At 36.6% G+C, this 19,291-nt stretch carries 14 protein-coding genes and 3 pseudogenes; 13 read left to right on the forward strand and 4 right to left on the reverse strand.

Annotated features, from left to right (window positions below; genetic code table 11):
- Window positions 1-13: 13 nt before the first annotated feature.
- From OSH00_RS20580 to OSH00_RS14465, 13 genes and pseudogenes are all read left to right on the forward strand, one after another.
- Window positions 14-520 (forward strand): annotated as a pseudogene (locus OSH00_RS20580) (VENN motif pre-toxin domain-containing protein); the annotation flags it as partial.
- A 643-nt stretch (window positions 521-1,163) separates the two neighbouring features.
- Entirely contained in the window at window positions 1,164-1,526 is a 363-nt protein-coding gene (locus tag OSH00_RS14410; protein ID WP_266130996.1) for a DUF7674 family protein, read from the forward strand.
- Window positions 1,523-2,113, forward strand: a complete 591-nt coding sequence (locus OSH00_RS14415; RefSeq protein ID WP_266130997.1) for a hypothetical protein — start codon at window positions 1,523-1,525, stop codon at window positions 2,111-2,113. The genes OSH00_RS14410 and OSH00_RS14415 overlap by 4 nt, the downstream gene beginning before the upstream one ends.
- 1 nt (window position 2,114) lies before the next feature.
- A complete protein-coding gene (locus tag OSH00_RS14420) occupies window positions 2,115-2,972 on the forward strand; it encodes an Imm49 family immunity protein (protein WP_266130998.1) in 858 nt (285 codons plus the stop codon).
- A 146-nt stretch (window positions 2,973-3,118) separates the two neighbouring features.
- Window positions 3,119-3,750, forward strand: a pseudogene (locus OSH00_RS20585) (VENN motif pre-toxin domain-containing protein); the annotation flags it as partial.
- 1,437 nt (window positions 3,751-5,187) lie between these two features.
- On the forward strand, window positions 5,188-5,727 hold the full coding sequence (locus tag OSH00_RS20590; RefSeq protein WP_420909533.1) for a DNA/RNA non-specific endonuclease: 540 nt from the start codon (window positions 5,188-5,190) through the stop codon (window positions 5,725-5,727).
- Window positions 5,724-6,065 carry a hypothetical protein gene (locus OSH00_RS14435; RefSeq protein ID WP_266131001.1) on the forward strand — a complete coding sequence of 114 codons (342 nt, stop codon included), beginning with the start codon at window positions 5,724-5,726 and terminating at the stop codon, window positions 6,063-6,065. The genes OSH00_RS20590 and OSH00_RS14435 overlap by 4 nt, the downstream gene beginning before the upstream one ends.
- A 228-nt stretch (window positions 6,066-6,293) precedes the next feature.
- Window positions 6,294-6,764, forward strand: coding sequence for an SMI1/KNR4 family protein (locus tag OSH00_RS14440; protein ID WP_266131002.1), 471 nt, complete (start codon window positions 6,294-6,296; stop codon window positions 6,762-6,764).
- A gap of 214 nt (window positions 6,765-6,978) precedes the next feature.
- On the forward strand, window positions 6,979-7,251 hold the full coding sequence (locus tag OSH00_RS14445) for a hypothetical protein (protein ID WP_266131003.1): 273 nt from the start codon (window positions 6,979-6,981) through the stop codon (window positions 7,249-7,251).
- Between the two features lie 179 nt (window positions 7,252-7,430).
- Window positions 7,431-7,766 (forward strand): hypothetical protein, encoded by a 336-nt coding sequence (locus OSH00_RS14450; protein WP_266131004.1) that lies wholly within the window; start codon window positions 7,431-7,433, stop codon window positions 7,764-7,766.
- A gap of 46 nt (window positions 7,767-7,812) precedes the next feature.
- A pseudogene (locus tag OSH00_RS14455) lies at window positions 7,813-8,166 on the forward strand (hypothetical protein); the annotation flags it as partial.
- A 555-nt stretch (window positions 8,167-8,721) separates the two neighbouring features.
- Window positions 8,722-10,782 (forward strand): choline transporter, encoded by a 2,061-nt coding sequence (locus OSH00_RS14460; RefSeq protein ID WP_266131006.1) that lies wholly within the window; start codon window positions 8,722-8,724, stop codon window positions 10,780-10,782.
- 254 nt (window positions 10,783-11,036) lie between these two features.
- The gene (locus OSH00_RS14465) at window positions 11,037-11,495 is read left to right on the forward strand and encodes a hypothetical protein (RefSeq protein ID WP_266131125.1); all 459 of its coding nucleotides are present in this window, start codon (window positions 11,037-11,039) and stop codon (window positions 11,493-11,495) included.
- A gap of 135 nt (window positions 11,496-11,630) precedes the next feature.
- Here the strand turns inward: OSH00_RS14465 and OSH00_RS14470 are convergent, their stop codons facing one another.
- The 4 genes from OSH00_RS14470 to OSH00_RS14485 form a co-directional block, all read right to left on the reverse strand.
- On the reverse strand, window positions 11,631-13,232 hold the full coding sequence (locus tag OSH00_RS14470; protein WP_266131007.1) for a bifunctional aspartate transaminase/aspartate 4-decarboxylase: 1,602 nt from the start codon (window positions 13,230-13,232) through the stop codon (window positions 11,631-11,633).
- A gap of 54 nt (window positions 13,233-13,286) precedes the next feature.
- The gene (aspT, locus tag OSH00_RS14475; protein WP_266131008.1) at window positions 13,287-14,972 is read right to left on the reverse strand and encodes an aspartate-alanine antiporter; all 1,686 of its coding nucleotides are present in this window, start codon (window positions 14,970-14,972) and stop codon (window positions 13,287-13,289) included.
- 880 nt (window positions 14,973-15,852) lie between these two features.
- Entirely contained in the window at window positions 15,853-16,914 is a 1,062-nt protein-coding gene (locus OSH00_RS14480) for an alpha/beta hydrolase (RefSeq protein ID WP_266131009.1), read from the reverse strand.
- Window positions 16,915-17,079: 165 nt separating this feature from the next.
- Window positions 17,080-19,290: a TonB-dependent siderophore receptor gene (locus OSH00_RS14485; protein ID WP_266131010.1), complete on the reverse strand. Its 2,211-nt coding sequence runs from the start codon at window positions 19,288-19,290 to the stop codon at window positions 17,080-17,082.
- Between the last annotated feature and the right edge of the window lies 1 nt (window position 19,291).

A 19,291-nucleotide genomic window follows, 5' to 3' on the forward strand; every position in this document is an offset into this window, starting at 1 on the left:
TTTAAAATAAGACTTAAGTGAACAAGAGCAAACCCAATTTGCTTACGATGACAAAGTCGCCAACTATCAAAAACTGGGAGTATTGGTTGATACGATATCAACAGGATTGTCAGCGCCTACGAGTTCAGGTTTAGGCATAGCGACAGCAACATTAAGTCCTGTTGCAAGTTATGAGATAGGTCAATACTTTAAATCTAAGGATGCAGAAGGAAGCACAGCACATATTTTAGCGCATACCGTCCTAGGTGCAGCAGTTGCAGCAGCGGGAGGAAATGATGCATTGACTGCTGGGCTTTCAGCGGGTGGAGCAGAAGCGGCAGCACCAAAACTTGCGCAATACTTATATGGTAAGGATGCGAAAGATTTAACGGCAGATGAAAAGAGTACGATCAGTGCAATCACTGGTTTAGTCGCCTCTGGTGTTGGAGCGACTACAGGCGATGTATCAAGTACAGTTCAGAGTGGACAGGTTGCTCAGAATGCTGTTGAGGATAATGATTTTTCAGTACCTTATGGAAATACAAATTGGGCACAAGGTGTTGATTCACTCATTAGTGATGCTAAAAAGAAAGGATTAAGTGATAAGGAAATACAGGAATTACTACAGTCTTATAAACAACCTGATGCTAAACAAGGTAGGGAATATGTAGAAGGATTGACTAAAGGTTCTGTGGAGCTAGCTGTCACTTCAATTGTACCTGAATTAGCGATTCAAAAATTAACACCGATAGTGGTTACTGCATCTAAGAGCAGTTGGTTTACAGGTGTTCTAGATACTTTTAAAGGGTGGTTTGGTAAAGGTGATGAGGTTGTACCTGAGCTTTCTAATATTAATACGACTCCTATTGCTAAAGAAGGGCTTTTGGATAATTTAGCTTCTCAAATGCAGAAACCAATTGTAAACGATAAAAAATTACAAAATATTGCAAATGACTTATACAGAGAAAATGCAAAAATTGGGAATGGTAGCACTGGTGCGGCAGTAAGGTATGAGAATGAAACAGGTGAGGCTGTAGGAAGTAAATTACACACACAAAAAGCTAATGACTATTCAGAAGGGTTAAAAGAATGGATCATTAAAAATCCGAATGCATCAACAAATGATAAAATGGCTGCAGAACAAATGTTACGTGATCTACAAAATGCTTTAAATGGAAAGTAAAATGGAAATAATTGATGATTTTATTGTAAAATTAATTGATGAGTTGCCAATGTTAAAAGAAACATATGAGGATGAATTGAATTATTGGTATCCAAAAAAACCACCTTTAACATTATTGATGAGTGATTTTGGAAGAGAAATTGTGAATTTGGAATTGAGTGATGATGTTTTAAAAAAATTAATGGTCATGATAGAAAATGGTTTAAATTCAAAAGATGATCTATTAAGTAATGCAATTGCTACTGGTCTATTGGAAACATTATATTTCAATTTTGTAGGCGAATCTAAGTCGAAGTTTTTGAAATTTTTAGAAAAAAATAGTAAGCATCATATTAATATACTCGAAAATTTTTATAAAAATTGAGGTTAAAAGCCCTGAATGAAAATTCAGGGCTTTTTCAATTTATCCCTTTCAATGTACCGAATTATTCAGTCAAAACCTCGACATCAGGAAATATTAGTGCTAAGAAAATTTCTGAAAATGGAAAAATTATTGATCCACCAAAAGAAGTTTTAAATAAACAACAGCAATTACTTAATAATACAGATAATAATAAATCTGGTATTTTACGAGAGGAAATTGCGGATAGCTACTTCAAAAATAGTGGTTATACAAAACTTGAAAGTAAGTGCGGAAGTAACTGTTTTGATGGTGTTTACATGAAGAATGGCGAAATTTATGTTGTTGAAGTGAAGCCTTTAAAAGAGAGGGGTTCAGTAAAGTTAAGTGATAATAAAAACTCGCCGAATGATATTGGTGTACAAATGTCAGACAAATGGATTGATAGTCGGATAACAGCCCTGAAAGAATCAAATAATATAGATTCGGTTAAGACTAGTGCGATTTTACAAAAGGCTAAGCTAGATAAAAAGCCGATTAATAAAATTGTGGTAGGTGTAAATGAGAAACGAGCAGTAACACTTAATCTTGGTCAAATGAGAGTAAAATAGAATGAGTCTTGCTTCAGAAATTGAAAAAAAAATTGATAGATTGAATTCTCTGTATATTAATGAGGAAATTGAATTATCTATTAGGTTGAGAGAAACTATAGGAAAAAATCAGCATGATGGGTATATATATACTCTAATTAGTATAGGGTATGAAATTAAAGGATTTAAGTCATGGTTAATTGACAATAATGTTGATCAGTTAAAACAATGGTTTTATGTAGCAAGTTTGTTGCGAGTAGAAAGTTGCAATTATTCTAGGGGATATAGTTTATCAACACCTGATGAATTTATCTTCCCTATATTATCCGATAGTGAGGAGATAATTAAGAAGTTTGGTAATCTTGACACTGTAAATTTATTGTGGGGGGATTATGGGCCGAGTTATCAAGAAGCAAAATTTAAACCATCTAAAGATGATCCAAGATATCGTACTCATGCTTTACAGGCAGTTTTACGACATGATTGGGAGGATTATCAACGAATAAAAGACACAGCCAACCAAAAAATTAATAAATTAAGAGAAGTAGTAGAGTTTGAATTTGGTGTATATGATGCAATTTATCATAAGGATAAAGATAAAATTATAGATATTATACAGACTTTACTAAAACCACGAGTACACAAAGCATATAACAAAGATTTTGGTGAAGAGCTTAGTGGAGAAATTTGGTCACATCATCCAGTCATGTTCACCAAATTGGCATGGATGAATGGACTTGAGATAGAAATAGATAATTCGCTTGTTCCAATGGAACTTATGCCAATAAAACCTTTAGAACATTACGACTATCATTATGATTTTTTAGATCCGAACTGGAAACCCCAAAGTTTTTTAGGAAGGTTGTTTGGAAGGAAATAATATTAATGGATTGAGGTATTCAAATCTTGAATCATCAATTGGGTGCTGAAAATAAATACTTAAATTACTCAGAGTACAGCACAAAAAATCAGGCTTGATGTCAAGTGGCGGAATTGGTTTTAGTGTGGGTTCAAAGAAAGAGCTTGCAGAGCAACAAAATCCCCAATTATGCTTCGGTAAATGAACAGTCAGGTATTTTTGCAGGAGATGACGGTTATCAGATCAATGTGAAGAATAATACTGATTTGAAAGGTGCGATCATCACTTCGACACAAACTGCTGAAAACTTAAAAAAAATAGTTTAGATACAGGCACATTGACGCATTCAGATATTCGTAACGTCAGTGAGTATGATGCCAAAGGGATTAGTTTAAGCTCAGGGTTTAATGCAGGCAAAAGTGATGAAAAAGGTGGTAAAACGCCTGATACTGTATATTCAGCACCAGATAAAGTTGATCAACATGCATCCACGACCACAGGTGTAAGTAAGTCGATCGGTTTTGGTTTAGACAGTGATAAAGATAGCAGTGTGACCAAGAGCGGTATCAATACGTCTAATATCACCATTCGAGATGAACAAGGTCAGCAAGCTTTAACGGGTAAAACCGCTGAACAGATCAAGTCGGACATCTTGACCAGTGTAACGACAGATACAGCCCGAGAAAACAGTGGTGCGTTGAAAAATAACTTTGATAAAGATAAGGTTCAAAGTGAAATCAACTTACAGATGGAAGTGACGAAGAAGTTTGGAGAGAATGCACCTAAAGTAGTTGCTGATTATGCTCAGCAACAAGCATTAAAACAAAGATTACTCGGAAATGAAGCAGAAGCAAAAAAATGGGATGAAGGAGGAGTTTATCGCGTTGCAATGCATACAGCTATTGGTGCTTTAAGTACAGGTTCAATAGAAGGTGCTTTAACAACAACTGGTATTGCAGCAGCTGCACCTACACTAAATCAAATTCAAGAAAATATGGTCAAAACATTGACTGACAAAGGAATGAAAACTGATAACGCAGAGGCAGTTGTTAACGGTGTAAGCAGTTTGGCACTACTTGGTGCAGGAACTGCGGTTGGATTAAATACGTCAAGTGTAGCTACAGCAGTAAATGTTGACTCAAATAATCGTCAGTTGCATCGAGAAGAAGTTGATCTCATTCAAAAGCTAGCGAAAGAGTATGCAAAAGAAAAAGGAATCAGTGAAGAAGATGCGAATACAATCTTAACACGTGGTGCATTATATAATATTGATGAAGGATGGAAGAATAGTATTGATCGGAGTCTATCTGAATCAGAAATATCAAAATATCAAGAAGGTTATCAATATTTACGTGCAAAAACTGCCAATACTTCTGTAAGTGATTTGAATAGTGATTTATCGATAACTAACGATAATAAAGGAGCAAAAAAAGGTGAACAACTACCAACCATTAAAGTTCATGCAACCGATACATACGCAGGTCATTTAACTGATGCTGAAATAGAAAAGGCTAAAACTTATATAGATACAATGGGTAAAGGCTTTACTGCATCGCCAGAAGATTTTAAAAATAAAGATGTATTTCTAACAAATACTCTTGGAGGAAGTACGGATACAGAATCAGCAAATTACAATGATAAAAAAGAGTTTATTCAGAAGCATGGAGCAATTAAAAGTAATGAACTCGGTCTTGGTGATCAATTGCTTCAACCATTAAAACGTGATGCGGGTACAGCTGTAGGAACTGTTGAAGGATTAAAAACAGGTATCGAAGGTGCTGTAGAAACAGGATGGAATATATTAAATGGGATTGTTGATTTTGTTGAAAAACCTGCTGAAAGTACTCAAAAGGCGATAGATACAACAGCTACGGTTATTAAAAACGCCCCAGAAATTGCGCAAAAAGTTATAGATGCTGAAGCGATTAATAGAGAAAAATACACGACCACATTAGATCTATACCAGATGCAACAAGATGACTATGAGAAAGCGAGACTTGAAGCCCAAATATATGGTGAGTTGATAGGTGGAGCTGGTATAGGTGCAGTAGGAAAAAAAGCAGGTAAAGAAACAGGTAAAGCCATAGAAGAAGCGATTAAAAATGTTGATGACCACCTCACACCAAAACCAGCAACAGTAGCGGGCACACCAGATGTCAATGGTGGAGCAACTACCATGACTGGAAATGCAGATGTAAGTGGAGGTCTAGGAAAAACTGAAGTTACTGGCGCGACTATGGCGGTTGGTACAGGTGAAAACAAAGAGGTAATCTCTGTTGACTTTGAACAGTCTAAAATAAAAGGAACTCCTGAAAGTGTGGCAGTGAATAACTTAAAGCCGAATGCTAAATATGAATTATCAAATGGTACAAAGTTTGAAACGAATGCTCATGGATATGTTGAAGAAATTAGTTTTACTCCTGATTTTTCAAACCCAGGTAAACGTGACATTCGTCAAACAAATTTAGGTAAATTAGGTGATGAGGGAGATGTAGGAGGACATGTTCAAGCATGTGTTTATGGTGGTACTTGCGATGCTTATAATTTATTTCCACAAAATTCAAATTTTAATAATTCAGCTTATAAGGTATATTTTGAAAATATCGTGAGAAAGGCTGAGAAAGATGGTAAAACCATAGGTGAAGCAACAATTAGGTTTTCCAGAAATGATCCTAGTTCATTAAGGCCAGACAAAGTTTTTGTAGAATTTACTATAGATGGTAAAAAGCTAGATCCTGTAATGTTTGAGAATAAAGCTGGTGGAGGTATAAAATGAACAAACAGATTGAAATTTTAAATGATATTGTTAAATACATACATACTAATAGTATTGTGAATTATGATTCATTCATTTTTGAATATAAGTTCAATCCCGATGAGGGATGGGCAAATTTTCACTTAGATTATTGCAAAGATAATAAGAGTTATTTAGCTACTATACAGAAATTCGATTTTTCAACTTTAGAAGATTTAAGTAAGAAGCTTCATGATGAAATGCAATCACATACAGGTGGTGATTGGAGAAAGTTTATATTAACTATAGATGAGCAAGGAAAAGCGAAAACGCAGTTTATTTATGAAATACAGTCATGTATGGATGAATTTAATGATTAATGCAAAAAACCTCTAAAATTTTAGAGGTTTTTTTAAGAGTAAATTTCAGAAAAATCAATTAGAACAGTTACGTTTAGGCGAACCTAAAATTGAGGGTTATACATGGCATCATAATGCACAGTCGTCACCCAATAGTAAGCAATTGGTGCCAAATGAATTTCATTAAAATAAAGCTGTTCCCCATTCAGGTCAAAATTCATTAAAAGATGGTAAATAGTGGTGTAACTTATGGATATTCGTAGAGATAATGGTAAAAACTCATTAGATGAGATTAAAAGGGTCCAAAATGAACTAGGTTATTTTTTTCCTAACAATTATATTGATCTTATACGAAATCATGATGCTTTGAGATTTGAGAAAAATATTTTTGATTTTAAAAATATTTATAATAAAGAAGATGAACGGGATTTGAACTTTTTAAGTTTTAAATCTGATCATTTGGATGGTGATATTTTAAGTAATCAGGATAATGTAAATGACCTTGAAAATTATGGTATAAAAGATCTAGTTGTTTTTGGAATATGTGCAAATGGTGATTATATTTGTTTTGATTATCGAGAGGATTCTAAAACTTCAAATCCTAAAATCGTATTAGTTTATCATGATGACTTTGTTGATTTTGACGATGGAACAAGTTCTATGGTTGTTAATGATGTAGCTAATAATTTTGATGAGTTCTTAAAATTGTTACATGAGTAGTAGATATTAATAAAAGGGGTTGGTGTTTTTAGTAACCCCTCCACTTTAGTGGGTGGAGAAAAAATAAATATAAAAATAAAGATGTAATCAGCTTAATAGCAATATGCATAGTCAAATGATATTAGATGCTAAATTAAATACTTGTACAGGACAAATTGCTCAAAGAGATGGCTATACAAATTTGAAGAAATTGAAAGTAGTGGAGGAGTAACATATGTCATATTCGGAAAATAATGAATCTTTTAATGAAATATTAAGTGGTAAAAGGCCAAGTGAAGTATTCAATTCATTTCTTTTAGAGAATAATATTTTAGATAAATATGACTTAGCAGATATGTTTTTAGCTCATTTTACATTGTTAGACAGCAAAGTTTTACCATTAATATGGAATTGGAGAAGTATAAAATCAATAAGAGGAATAAGTGATGAACAGTTTGATGAGCTAATTATTGAAAATATGAAGAATTCTGGTTATGAACTCTCTTAAAATACTATTTTTTTTAGAAAGGCAGAGAAAGATGGTAAATCTATTGGTGAAGTAACAGTTAAGTTTTCAAGAAACGATCCAAAATCATTAAGACCTGATGCATTAGAAGTTAGATACAAAATAGATGGTGTTAGTCAAAAACCTGTTAATTTTAAAAATGAGTCTGGAGGTGGGAAATAGTGCATAATCAAGTTGAATTATTGAATAAAATTGTACAAGAAGTACATAAATATCGACCTTTTGATTATGATTCATGGAGATTCGAATACAAATTTAATCCTGATGAGGGGTGGTCTGAATATGGGGTATTTTTCTTTCGCAATCATACAGAGTATTTACCTCCAGATTTTAATTACGATTTGATTATAAAATTTAGCCAGGAACTTCATGATGAAATGCAGTCACATACAGGTGGTGATTGGAGAAAGTTTATATTAAATCTAGATGAACAAGGAAAAGCAAAAACGCAGTTTATTTATGAAATACAGTCATGTATGGATGAATTTAATGATTAATGCAAAAAACCTCTAAAATTTTAGAGGTTTTTTTAAGAGTAAATTTAAGAAAAGTCAATCCATTATAGACAAACAAAAACAAGGCTTGGTCTTAAGTAAACAAGAGCAGACCCAATTAAATGCCTATAATGACAAAGTCGCCAACTATCAAAAACTGGGTGTATTGGTTGATACGATATCAACAGGATTGTCAGCGCCTACGAGTTCAGGTTTAGGCATAGCGACAGCAACCTTAAGTCCTGTTGCAAGTTATGAGATAGGTCAATACTTTAAATCCAAGGATGCAGAGGGAAGTACAGCGCACATTCTTGCGCATACTGTCCTAGGTGCAGCGGTTGCTGCTGCGGGAGGAAATGATGCATTGACTGCTGGACTTTCAGTGGATTGTGCGGAAGCAAGCAACGTCAGTATCCAAGATTTGTTTTTAATTCATCATGCTTTATCTGGGCTCGAGCGTCTCAAATTTATCACTTAATCCTTATGTTAACGGGGTGTTGTAATTTGTTTCGTATTGTTTTTGACTTTATGGGTTCTGTTATACTCCGGATGCAAATCATTCCTCGAAAGGGGAAGTAATGAAAGTTTCTCACCAATTTGATTACTCATTTTTTGGTCTGTGGTGATTACTGAAGTCTATATTTGACAGCTGTTGCTTGAAAGTTCGACTTGGAAAGTGCGGTAGCGCTCTCTGGTTTATTATGCTCCATTATTATTTTGCTGTTTATGTATGACCCAGTCAAAACACTTAAACAGGATCAGATTAGTTCTACTGCAAGACAAGTGATCACGAAGTGAATCTAGTCATCACATTACACAACTGAAAAATCAGAAACATTTTAATTTGAGTAACTAACTTTTGTTTTCATTTTCTATTCAGATATGTATTTCATCGACTTAGCGATGGACAGACGTGGATGAATGTTTTCTTTTTTTTCTCTAACTTCCTGAGGATTGTATGGCAACAGATAATCCAAGAGCAGTTAATGATGCGACATTAGCGAATAAAGACCATTTAAATCGTGTGGTTTTTTATGTTTCAGCTCTACTTATTTTAACATTTGCACTTGTTACGATTTTATTTAATGACTTTGCCAATCATTTATTGAATGTGGTGTTGGCTTGGGTCAGCGATAAATTCAGCTGGTATTATTTATTGGCTGCCACACTGTATTTAATCTTTGTGATTTTTATTGCTTTCTCACGTTATGGCGATATCAAACTGGGTCCTAAACACTCTAAACCTGAGTTTAGTTTATTGAGCTGGTCGGCGATGTTGTTCGCTGCCGGGATTGGGACAGACTTGATGTTCTTCTCGGTTGCAGAGCCGTTATCGCACTATATGAACCCACCGGTCGGTGAAGGACAGACTTATGAAGCTGCACGACAGGGCATGGTCTGGACATTGTTCCACTATGGTTTAACCGGGTGGGGGATGTATGCCTTGGTTGGGATGGCATTGGGATATTTCAGTTACCGCTATAATTTGCCATTAACAATTCGTTCTGCATTATATCCAATCTTTGGTAAAAAAATTGATGGTCCTATTGGACATACTGTTGATACGGCTGCTGTGATCGGCACGATTTTTGGTATCGCCACTACCTGCGGTATTGCGGTCGTTCAGATCAATTATGGTTTACATGTGCTGTTTGATATTCCAGAAAATCTTTGGATTCAGATTGCACTGATTTTAGTCGCTGTGATTGTAACCATTATTTCGGTGACCGCAGGGGTAAATAAAGGCATCAAGGTTCTGTCTGAAATTAATATCTATGCTGCAATTGGCTTGATGTTGTTTGTATTGTTTCTTGGAAATACCGAATTTCTGCTCAATGCACTGGTACAGAACTTCGGTGATTATATCAGTCGCTTTCCAAGTTTGGCTCTAGAAAGCTTTGCCTTTGATCGACCAAAAGACTGGATGAATAGCTGGACCTTGTTCTTCTGGGCATGGTGGGTAGCTTGGTCTCCATTTGTCGGTTTATTTCTGGCGAGAATTTCTCGCGGTCGTACGATCCGTGAATTCGTCTGCGGAACCTTGATCATTCCATTATTGTTCACGATAACATGGTTGTCTATTTTCGGTAATAGCGCTCTACATAGTGTGATTTTCGATGGTAATACTGCATTGGCACAAACGGTGTTGACCAATCCTGCGCACGGATTCTATGACTTACTCGCACAATATCCAGGCTTTGCCTTTATTGCGGGTATAGCCACAGTGACAGGTTTACTCTTCTATGTTACCTCAGCAGATTCAGGCGCTTTGGTACTCGGAAACTTCACGACCAAATTCTCTAATGTTGATAATGATGCTCCCCGTTGGTTACGTATTTTCTGGGCTACTGCAATCGGTCTACTGACGGTAGCGATGCTGATGGCCAATGGGATCACTGCTTTGCAAAGTGCAACAGTCATCATGGGGTTACCTTTCAGTTTTGTCATGTTGTTGGTGATGGCTGGTTTGTATAAATCCTTGCGTTTAGAAGATTATCGTAAAGCAAGCCGTAGCCCAAATGCAGCGCCTGTTGTAGGGAATGTTGATATTCTAAATTGGAAGCAACGTTTGTCTCGTGTCATGTTTCATCCCGGTCGTCGCGAAACACTCAGTATGCTCGATAACGTGTGTAAACCTGCGATTCAGACAGTTGCGGATGAATTAGTTAAACGTGGCATGAGTGTCGAAGTAACACAGGGTGAAGTCGAAGATAGTGATTCGCTGTATCATCTTGATTTAACGATCTACATCGAAGAAGAATTTAATTTCATTTATCAGATCTGGCCTGTGCGCTATATTGCGCCGACCTTTAGTGAACGGGGTAAACGCGGTATGCAACATTACTATCGTTTAGAAACCTTTTTGTACGAAGGTTCTCAGGACAATGACTTGGTTGGATACACCAAAGAGCAAGTGATTAATGATATTCTGGATAAGTATGAGCGTCATATGACTTTCTTGCATATCAACCGAATTAGTCCCGGAAATCGTCCTTTGTACCCTGACTCACAAGATTAGGGTTTAAATATGAAAAATCCCCATGAGTTGTACCTAACTTATGGGGATTTTTTAATATGTAGATGATTTTAAAAATTTTGATATAAATGCTTATGAATGATTGTCAAAAAATCATCATGACCACCCGAAACATCAAACAAGCCAAACTATTGGTGAAAATGGTGAGGTAATAAATGTTTAAGTAATTTTTTATTTTCTAAAATTAGCATAAAATTACAGACAATTTAGGACCTTATAAAATGGAAATTAAGATGATGAACAAAATTTTATTGATTGCCTTGGCAATATTGCCAGTATTTGCACAAGCACAAAGTTTTAAATACAAAAACACTGAATCTGGTTTTAAAAATTATCAAGGGCAAGCCACTTTAACAGGTAAATTTTCACGTAATTTAGATCCTGAATATGTGGATTACATGGGGGATGATATTTGCTTTGAGCCGAATAAAACATCCGCTGCACTTATTCCACGTCCAAAAGGTGATACTCGTGATGTGTGGTTTTGTTTTAGTAACTTTGATGCAGCCAAAAAGACTTTTAAGTTACCAGACAATATCAAAAAGGGGTATTGCGAATATGAAGGACAGGCGACCATCCAAATTAAAGATTACCACTTATTCATAGAAGAAACAGAAGGGTTTGATTCAACTCAATTAGTTTCTGCAACCAATATCACGCCTGCGAAAGCAATAAAATGTAAGGCTCAAAATTAACTCTTTTTGAATCAAATCGTGAGATTTGATAACAACAGATGAGTGGATGTTAAATCGCTTCGCATTTACAAATTAAAAAAAGATCGCATGAATGCGATCTTTTTATTTAACTACGCACACATAAATTATCTATGCTTATTTATTCTTTTTGCTGATTTTTTTATATTCCTGATATGCTTCTTCTGCAAATTTACGTAATGATGATCCAATCGCTGCGTATTGGAATTCATTTAAATTGGCAAGCGAGGCACGTGCAGACGGATGCTGAACACCAAAACCAGAACCCGGAAGCAGCACCACACCTGTTTCATCGGCAACTCGGAAAAGTAATTCAGTTGGATTCTTATTTTTCATAATCCAATCCGCAAACGCATCTCCGTAGAGTGTGCGTGAGGTATTTTCTAAATTGACCAGGGTATAGTAGTCAACGGCATTTGGATCTTGGGGAACTTCAACCCCAAGCTGTCTATACAGAGCTGCATCACGTTCTCTTACCACAGATTTCACTGCTTTTTTATAACTTTGGCGTGAGTCCATCATATTAAATAAAGCAAACAGCACCATTTGTACTTGTTGAGGTGTCGATAATCCAGCAGTATGATTCAATGCAACATTGCGGCTATCTGCGACCAGACGGTCAATAAACTTAATGCTTGATGGATCGGTAGTGAGTGATGAATAACGCTCCTCAAGTTCCTTTTTATCTTTTTTGGAAAGGGCTGCAATCTTTTTATCTAAAATGTTTTGTTGACTCAGTGCAATGACACCCAAGCGCCAGCCCGTCGCACCAAAATATTTTGAAAATGAATAAACCAAAATAGTATTGTCTGGGCAAATCGCAAACAAAGATTTAAAATTATCAGCAAACGTTCCATAAACATCATCGGTTAAGATAATCAAATCAGGACGCTTTTTAACAATATCTGCCAGAATGGCTAAGCCTTCATCACTCATTTTTACAGACGGTGGATTACTTGGATTCACCAAGAAAAAGGCTTTAATCGATGGATCTTCTAATTTGCGTAGCTCTGATTCTGGGTATTGCCAGCCCAGATTCGGGTCAGCCGCAATCAACACTTCTTCAAGTTGATAATCATTGAGTTTTGGAATTTCAAGATAGGGGGTAAAAATAGGAGAACCAATGGCAATACGATCGCCATGTGCAATGATTTTGTTTTCTTTTAAAGAGTTAAAAATATAAGCCATTGCAGCCGTACCACCTTCGACTGCAAATAAATCAAGCTGTTCTTTCGGCATACCTTGAACGCCCATTTCGCGTAAAATGTATTCTTTAATAATTTTTTCGCTGACTTTGAGCATTCGATCGGGAACAGGATAATTACAGCCGAGAATACCTTCGACCATTTCAAGTAAAAAAGCATCTGGGTCGAGCCCTAGTTGGTCACGAACATAAGAAATCGCTTTGCCAAGAAAGACAACGCCGGGTTTATCACGATTTTCTAAAACAAAATGGTCAAAGCGGGATTGCAGCCCTTCTACACGAGGAAATCCACCGAGCCCTTCTGGCATATAGGAAAAAGAAAATTCTGATTCAGTGGCGGAAAATAAACCCAATTGGAAAAAGGCACGACGTGGAACAGTTGCAAGAAAGTTTGGATTGCCTCGTCCTGCATTGAGCATCATGCGATCTGTATGGCTTTGAGCCAAAGCAATTAATTCATCTTTAAGTTCAAATGGACTGAGTTTTGCGTATTTTGAATAATCAACGTTCCCCATGGGAAGTCTCCTTCTTTATCTTGATATCAATGTGTTTGGGATTTATAGATTTATTTATGCTAAACCAACAATCAGTGGGCCGAGCAGGGTCAAAAATACATTTGCAAGTGCATAGGTAATCGCAAATGGCACAGTGGGGATTGAATTTCCTGCTTTATCTAGCACGCCACCAAAAGCAGGATTGGCACTTCGGGAGCCAGTTAATGCACCAGCCATCACTGCGACATTGTCATAACGAAGTACATAACGTGCGAACAGCATGGAAAGAATCAGTGGGACAAGGGTGACGACAACGCCAATCATAAACAGTGATAAACCACTTTCTTTGATGGTCTGAATGGCTTGTAATCCTGATTGCAATCCCACAGCGGCTACGAAACCTGCAAGACCTAAATCCTTAAGAAGTTGCGAAGCTGCCAAAGGCATGTTGCCATGCACTTGATTTCGACTACGAAGCCAACCAAATAGCAGACCAGAGAGTAGTGCACCACCACCTGCACCCAGCGTTAAAGGCACATCTCCGATGCGGATCACAAATAAACCAATCACTAAACCGACCACCAAACCCGCGCCATGAAAAATCCAATCTGTTTTCAAGCTTTCCGGCAAGGCTTTACCTGCTTCTTTGACTAATCGATCAAGATCACTTTTTGTTCCATACACCGTTACAACATCGCCTTGGCGGAGGATAGTGTCATCACTTAAAGTCTGAGACTCGCTGTTACGTTTAATTGCAAGTACATAAATGCCATGTTTTAAATAATCTGGGGTATTGGTCTTGATATCTCCAAGTGTGCGATTGGCATATTTTGAATTTCTCAAAATAACATCTGTTGTATCCATGATCATTTCCATCCCTTGTGAGGACTGCAATTCAGATCCAATCGATTCAGCAATCGAAACAATACTTGCTCTTCGACCAACCACAAGAACCACATCGTCTTTTTGCAGATTAATCTCAGGAGAAACATCAATAAATTGATCTTTACGTTTCAAGCGTTCAATGGTCACACTGGGTAATAAGGCTTCAACCTCTGCAATACTTTGTCCTGCTGCTTGTTTGACTTTGTAGATACGTCCGACAATTTCAGGCATTGCCAGTTCTTGTCCCGATGCAAGTTGAAAAGCGCCTTTCAACTGTTCTGCTTGTGCCTTCAATGCATCATCATGAATCTCTCTACCCATGAATTTGGGTAAGAGATTTACACAGACAATAATGGCACCCAATGAACCAAAAATATAAGTGACAGCATATCCAATTGCTACATTGGCTTGGAGCTTTTGGATTTCTGCAAGCGGCAAATCCAAACGAGAAATCGCATCTCCTGCCGTACCGATGATTGCTGATTGTGTCATTCCACCAGCAGCAAGTCCCGCAGCCAAACCTTTGTCCAGATCAAAGATTTTAGCCATCGCTAGGACAGTAATCAGACCACATACCGCCATAAAGATTGCCAAGAGAATTTCTTTAATCGATTGAGGACCAAGTGATTTGAAAAACTGTGGACCACTTTCAAAGCCAACTGCATAAATAAATAAGGCAAACAGGATGGCCTTTACGCCATTGTCGATAGGAACTCCGATCAGACTGAGGATAACTGCGACAAGTAGTGATCCTGCAACACCACCAAATTGAAACTTACCGAATTGAAATTGTCCGATCCAAAAACCTATTGCTAAAGATAAGAACAATAGAATTTCAGGACTATGTTTTAATTCACTTTGTAGCCATTCAATCATTTTACGGCCCACCTTTATTATTTAATCTATATTTGATTATGAAATAAGATATTCAAATTTTTACCTTCCATGAAAATACTATTTAGTTAAAGCGCTGTAAATTTTCAGGTTAAGATTTAAATTATTTCATCATTATTTTTTTTGAATTTAAATCTATTGAATATACAAAGAATATAAAATTATTCTTAAGGGAGTGCATTCTTGTGATGGGTTAAAGTTATAATTGTCTAACAATTTATTATTGAGACGCTGTGTTTAATAAGTAAAGTTAAATAGTTAAAGTAACTTAAAAAAATTATTATCATAATTTAATAGATTTTTTGTTATTTTTAAAGCAGTTTTATCGTCTTGTAACTTATTTTAAGTATTTGAAAACTATAAAATTTATTAGTGTTTTTGCTTTTTTTGTTTTGATGCTGTTGCTAATGTGTATCCATAGGTAAATTAAAGCCAATATATAAACATTTCAAATTTTTGAAATTAATTTTATGATTTGGTGGTAATACATATGACTTGTTTTAATTGTGAAAGTATAAATTATATTCATTATATAGATAATTTGTGAATTTAATAGGGTAAAAACAATAATGTGTGATTTTGTTTTTGTTTTAATGCGATCCTGTATTTTATAAAATGAATGGTAAGTGGTTTTGAATTCTGCTAAACATGCTGATTTAAATAAAATGATGGCTAGATCGTTTTAAATAATAATCTTGGGGTGAGGTTAATTCACAGTAGTCTGATTTATTTTATAAAAATTAATTAATTTTGAAATATAGAGATAAGTAACTTAGGCAATGACAGAGTGGTAGTAGCGGTCTAAATACCACCCTATATTGAATAAAAATGACAGTCCTATCCTGTGAAGTAAAAACAGCTTCTAGGATACGCTTTTCATCTGCCATTGAGGATAAATTGACAGGATATAGTGCTGAAATTGCTGTATTGCTTTAGGGTTGTTGCTACGTTTTAAATAATCTAAAACGGCATCCAGATAAACCTCACTGGGTTGTATTTCAAAACCTAACTTTTGGCTCAATCGTGCGTAATGTTGCTTCACCAGATCAGGATGTTCAGGGATGTCCTTAATATTGACTTGCATGCCCTCAAAAATATAACGCAAGCCATCAAGATTGCCTTTCAGTGGGACAGTACCGTGATCTTCACCCTCATATTGAACATATTTATAATTCAGATCATGAAAGGGCTGCTGACTCAAATATTGATTGAATTTTTGAATCCCATTGTAGTGACTGTCTAGACTGGCAGTATTTTCGCTACTCCCGACCTGGGTCAAGAAGAGTTTTCTATGTTGAAAATCTTTACTCTTTGCATCCTTAAAACGTTTGAGCATGATTTCATCATCCCACCAAATACTAGGATCATGAACAATGTAAGCTTGGATATTTTGATGACCATTGAGCATATGATTCAGTACAGTAATCCCACCAAAAGAATGACCGATCAATATATTGAAGCCATTGGTACGATATTTTTTCTCTATCTCAGGCATGAGCTCGGTTTCTAAGAAATTAAAGAAAGCAATATTTCCGCCCGTTTTGCCTTCAATGCGGCGTCCTTCTTTAATCTCTGGTTTTTGCTGGGTGGGTGTTAAGTCTCGTGCACGATCTGTATTAACGATACCAACGACGACCATTTCAGGTATCGAAGGATAAGGAGACTTAGATAATTTTTCGACAATTCCTGTCACGTAATGGAAGTTGCTTTCGCTATCCAATAAGTAAACTACAGGATATTTCTGATGAGGATATTTGTTGTAGCTTGCTGGAAGATAGACTTGAATGGCTCTTTTTTCATTCAAAACAACGGAAGCCAAGGTTTGTGTTTTTCCAATCTCGATGCTGTTATTTGCAAAACCATGTGTTGGGATTTGCATGGACAATATGCCCAAAGCCAAGTAGAGAAAAGTTTTCTTGATCATAAGAAGATCCGTTTTATATCTGTGATGTCTGTACACCAATTTAAAAAATGATTACTTGTCTAACCCGAAGCAGAAATCATGTGTAAATCTATACCTATGGCATGCACCATGATGGGACTGAACCCAATCATGGTGCTCAGGCTAGGTTTTAAGTCAATTTCAGCTTTAGAATTTATATTGAAGTGATGCTGTATAGCGTCTTGGGTCACCGTATGTATTTGCCCAGGTATTGAGGCGATATTTTTCATCGCTGAGATTGCTGATATTCAGTCCAAGATTAAGGTCTGGGCTGATTGCATAACGAGCCATTACATCAATCAAGCCAAAGGATTTTTGACGAAAAGCTTCATAATTTAAACCAGTTTTAGTTTTATCGTAAAACTCGCTTTGCCAATTGATTCCTGCACCAACGGTTAACTTATTTTCCATCACGGGTAAGTTATAGGTGGTAAATAATTTAAATTGTTGTTTTGGGCGGTCGGAGTTGATACGTTGACCATTTTTATCTTTGGTTTCAGCTTGAGTATAGCCCGCCTGAATATTCCATTCAGGTAAAATTTGCCCCGAAATTTCAAGTTCAAAGCCTTGAGTTTTTGCACCTTTCACGCCGTGATAATAGGTTGATCCCGATGTTGTCCATCCATTGATGACCGCTTGATCCGTATCACTATATTTTCCGGCAGATTCAGCAACATTGTCCATTTTTGCCTGAAAATAAGCGGCACTCATATTTAATCGGTCATCATAAAAACTGGCTTTAAAACCGCCTTCATAATTGTCGCCTTGCTGTGGGTCCAACATATTGTATGCATAATCACGGTTGCTTTGCGGCAAGAAAATATGGGTATAACTTGCATAGGCCGTTAGATACGAGGCGAGATCATAAGTAATCCCTGCATAGGGGGTAAGTTGGTTAGACTCTTTAATTTTAGAATCTGAAACTGTATTTCTGACTGTGTTAGTCGAATGGGTTTTTAAATCATAATTCGATAAACGACCTCCAATAATAATATGCAAAGGATCAATAGGGTTAAGTCGAGTTGCAAGATAATATCCACTTTGCTGATAGTCTTTATTACTTACACCCGTCGCAACGAGAGCTTCTGGTGGTAGTGCAATTTTTCCATCCCATGTGTTTAGGTCAATACGGTCTTTACTGCTATATCCCGCATAAGCATTGTTGTTACTTTTTAGATTTTGATAACTTGCTCCCAGCATCAATTCATGTTCACGTCCAAATACAGAGTAGTATCCTGTTGCTGAGAGATCAAGGCTATGTTCTTCTGGACTGAAATCATTCTGCGATGCCGCAAGTGAAGCGGTCATTTTGGTGTAATCGACTTGGGCAACACCAATGACGCCATATAAGGCGTCAATGTCTTGTTTGGTATAATTATAATTGGCTTGAATTTTCCAACGATTGTTGAATTCATGTTTTAACTCAGTAAATAAATTGAGTGTATCCACATTGCTATAAGCCCAACGTGCATTGGGGTTAAATTCACGATTGAACGGCATCAATGTGCCATCATCACCAAATACCGTAATACCATGTACACCTTGTCCATTGAGGCGAGAACGGCTGAGTAATGAACCTATACTGAACTGAGTTTTTTCACTCAGATCTGCATCCAATACTGCATAAAGTGTGGCATCACGTTGATCACCCCAGTCTCGCCATGAGTCGCTTTGACCATAGGCCGCGACGACTCGGCCACGAATGTCACCTGACGATGATAATGCACTTTGTGCATCGAACTCGGAACGAATCGCTTGCTCTGAACCCGTACTGAATTTAATTTGACCTGTTGGTGTTGTACTGGTTGCATGTTTGCGGTTGAGGTTAATACTGGCACTTGGATAACCTGCACCATTGGTGAGTCCTGCAGCTCCTTTAAGCACGGTAATATTTTCATAAATAATCGGATTTAAATTGCTGAGTGATGAACCATTCTTGCCACTGGTTGCAGGGGATGTCATTACACCATCTACTTGATAATTCAAGATTTGATTGCCACGTGCATAATAGAATGTATATTCTCCACCATTTCCAACAGCACCTTGTGCGCCATAACGTTGTACATAAATACCAGGTGTTTGCGCTAAAACTTCTTCAAGGGTGTTTAAATTTTGATCTTCAATATGTTGGCTGGTCATGACCGTTACGGACTGGGGAGTTTCTTTTAAGGTCAAATCAAGTTTGGTGGCTGCACGAGATTTTCTTTCGGTATATCCTGTTGCTTTTTCTGTGTCTGCTTTTACTTCGATTGTTGGCAATTGCAAGGCTACGGTTTCTGCGATTGCAGTACAACTGAATAGAGTGAGAGAGCTAAAAAGAACATGACGGATAGAGTGGCTAAGAATTGAATGTTTCATT

Source organism: Acinetobacter nematophilus (genome assembly GCF_026344175.1).
Taxonomy (GTDB): Bacteria; Pseudomonadota; Gammaproteobacteria; order Pseudomonadales; family Moraxellaceae; genus Acinetobacter; species Acinetobacter nematophilus.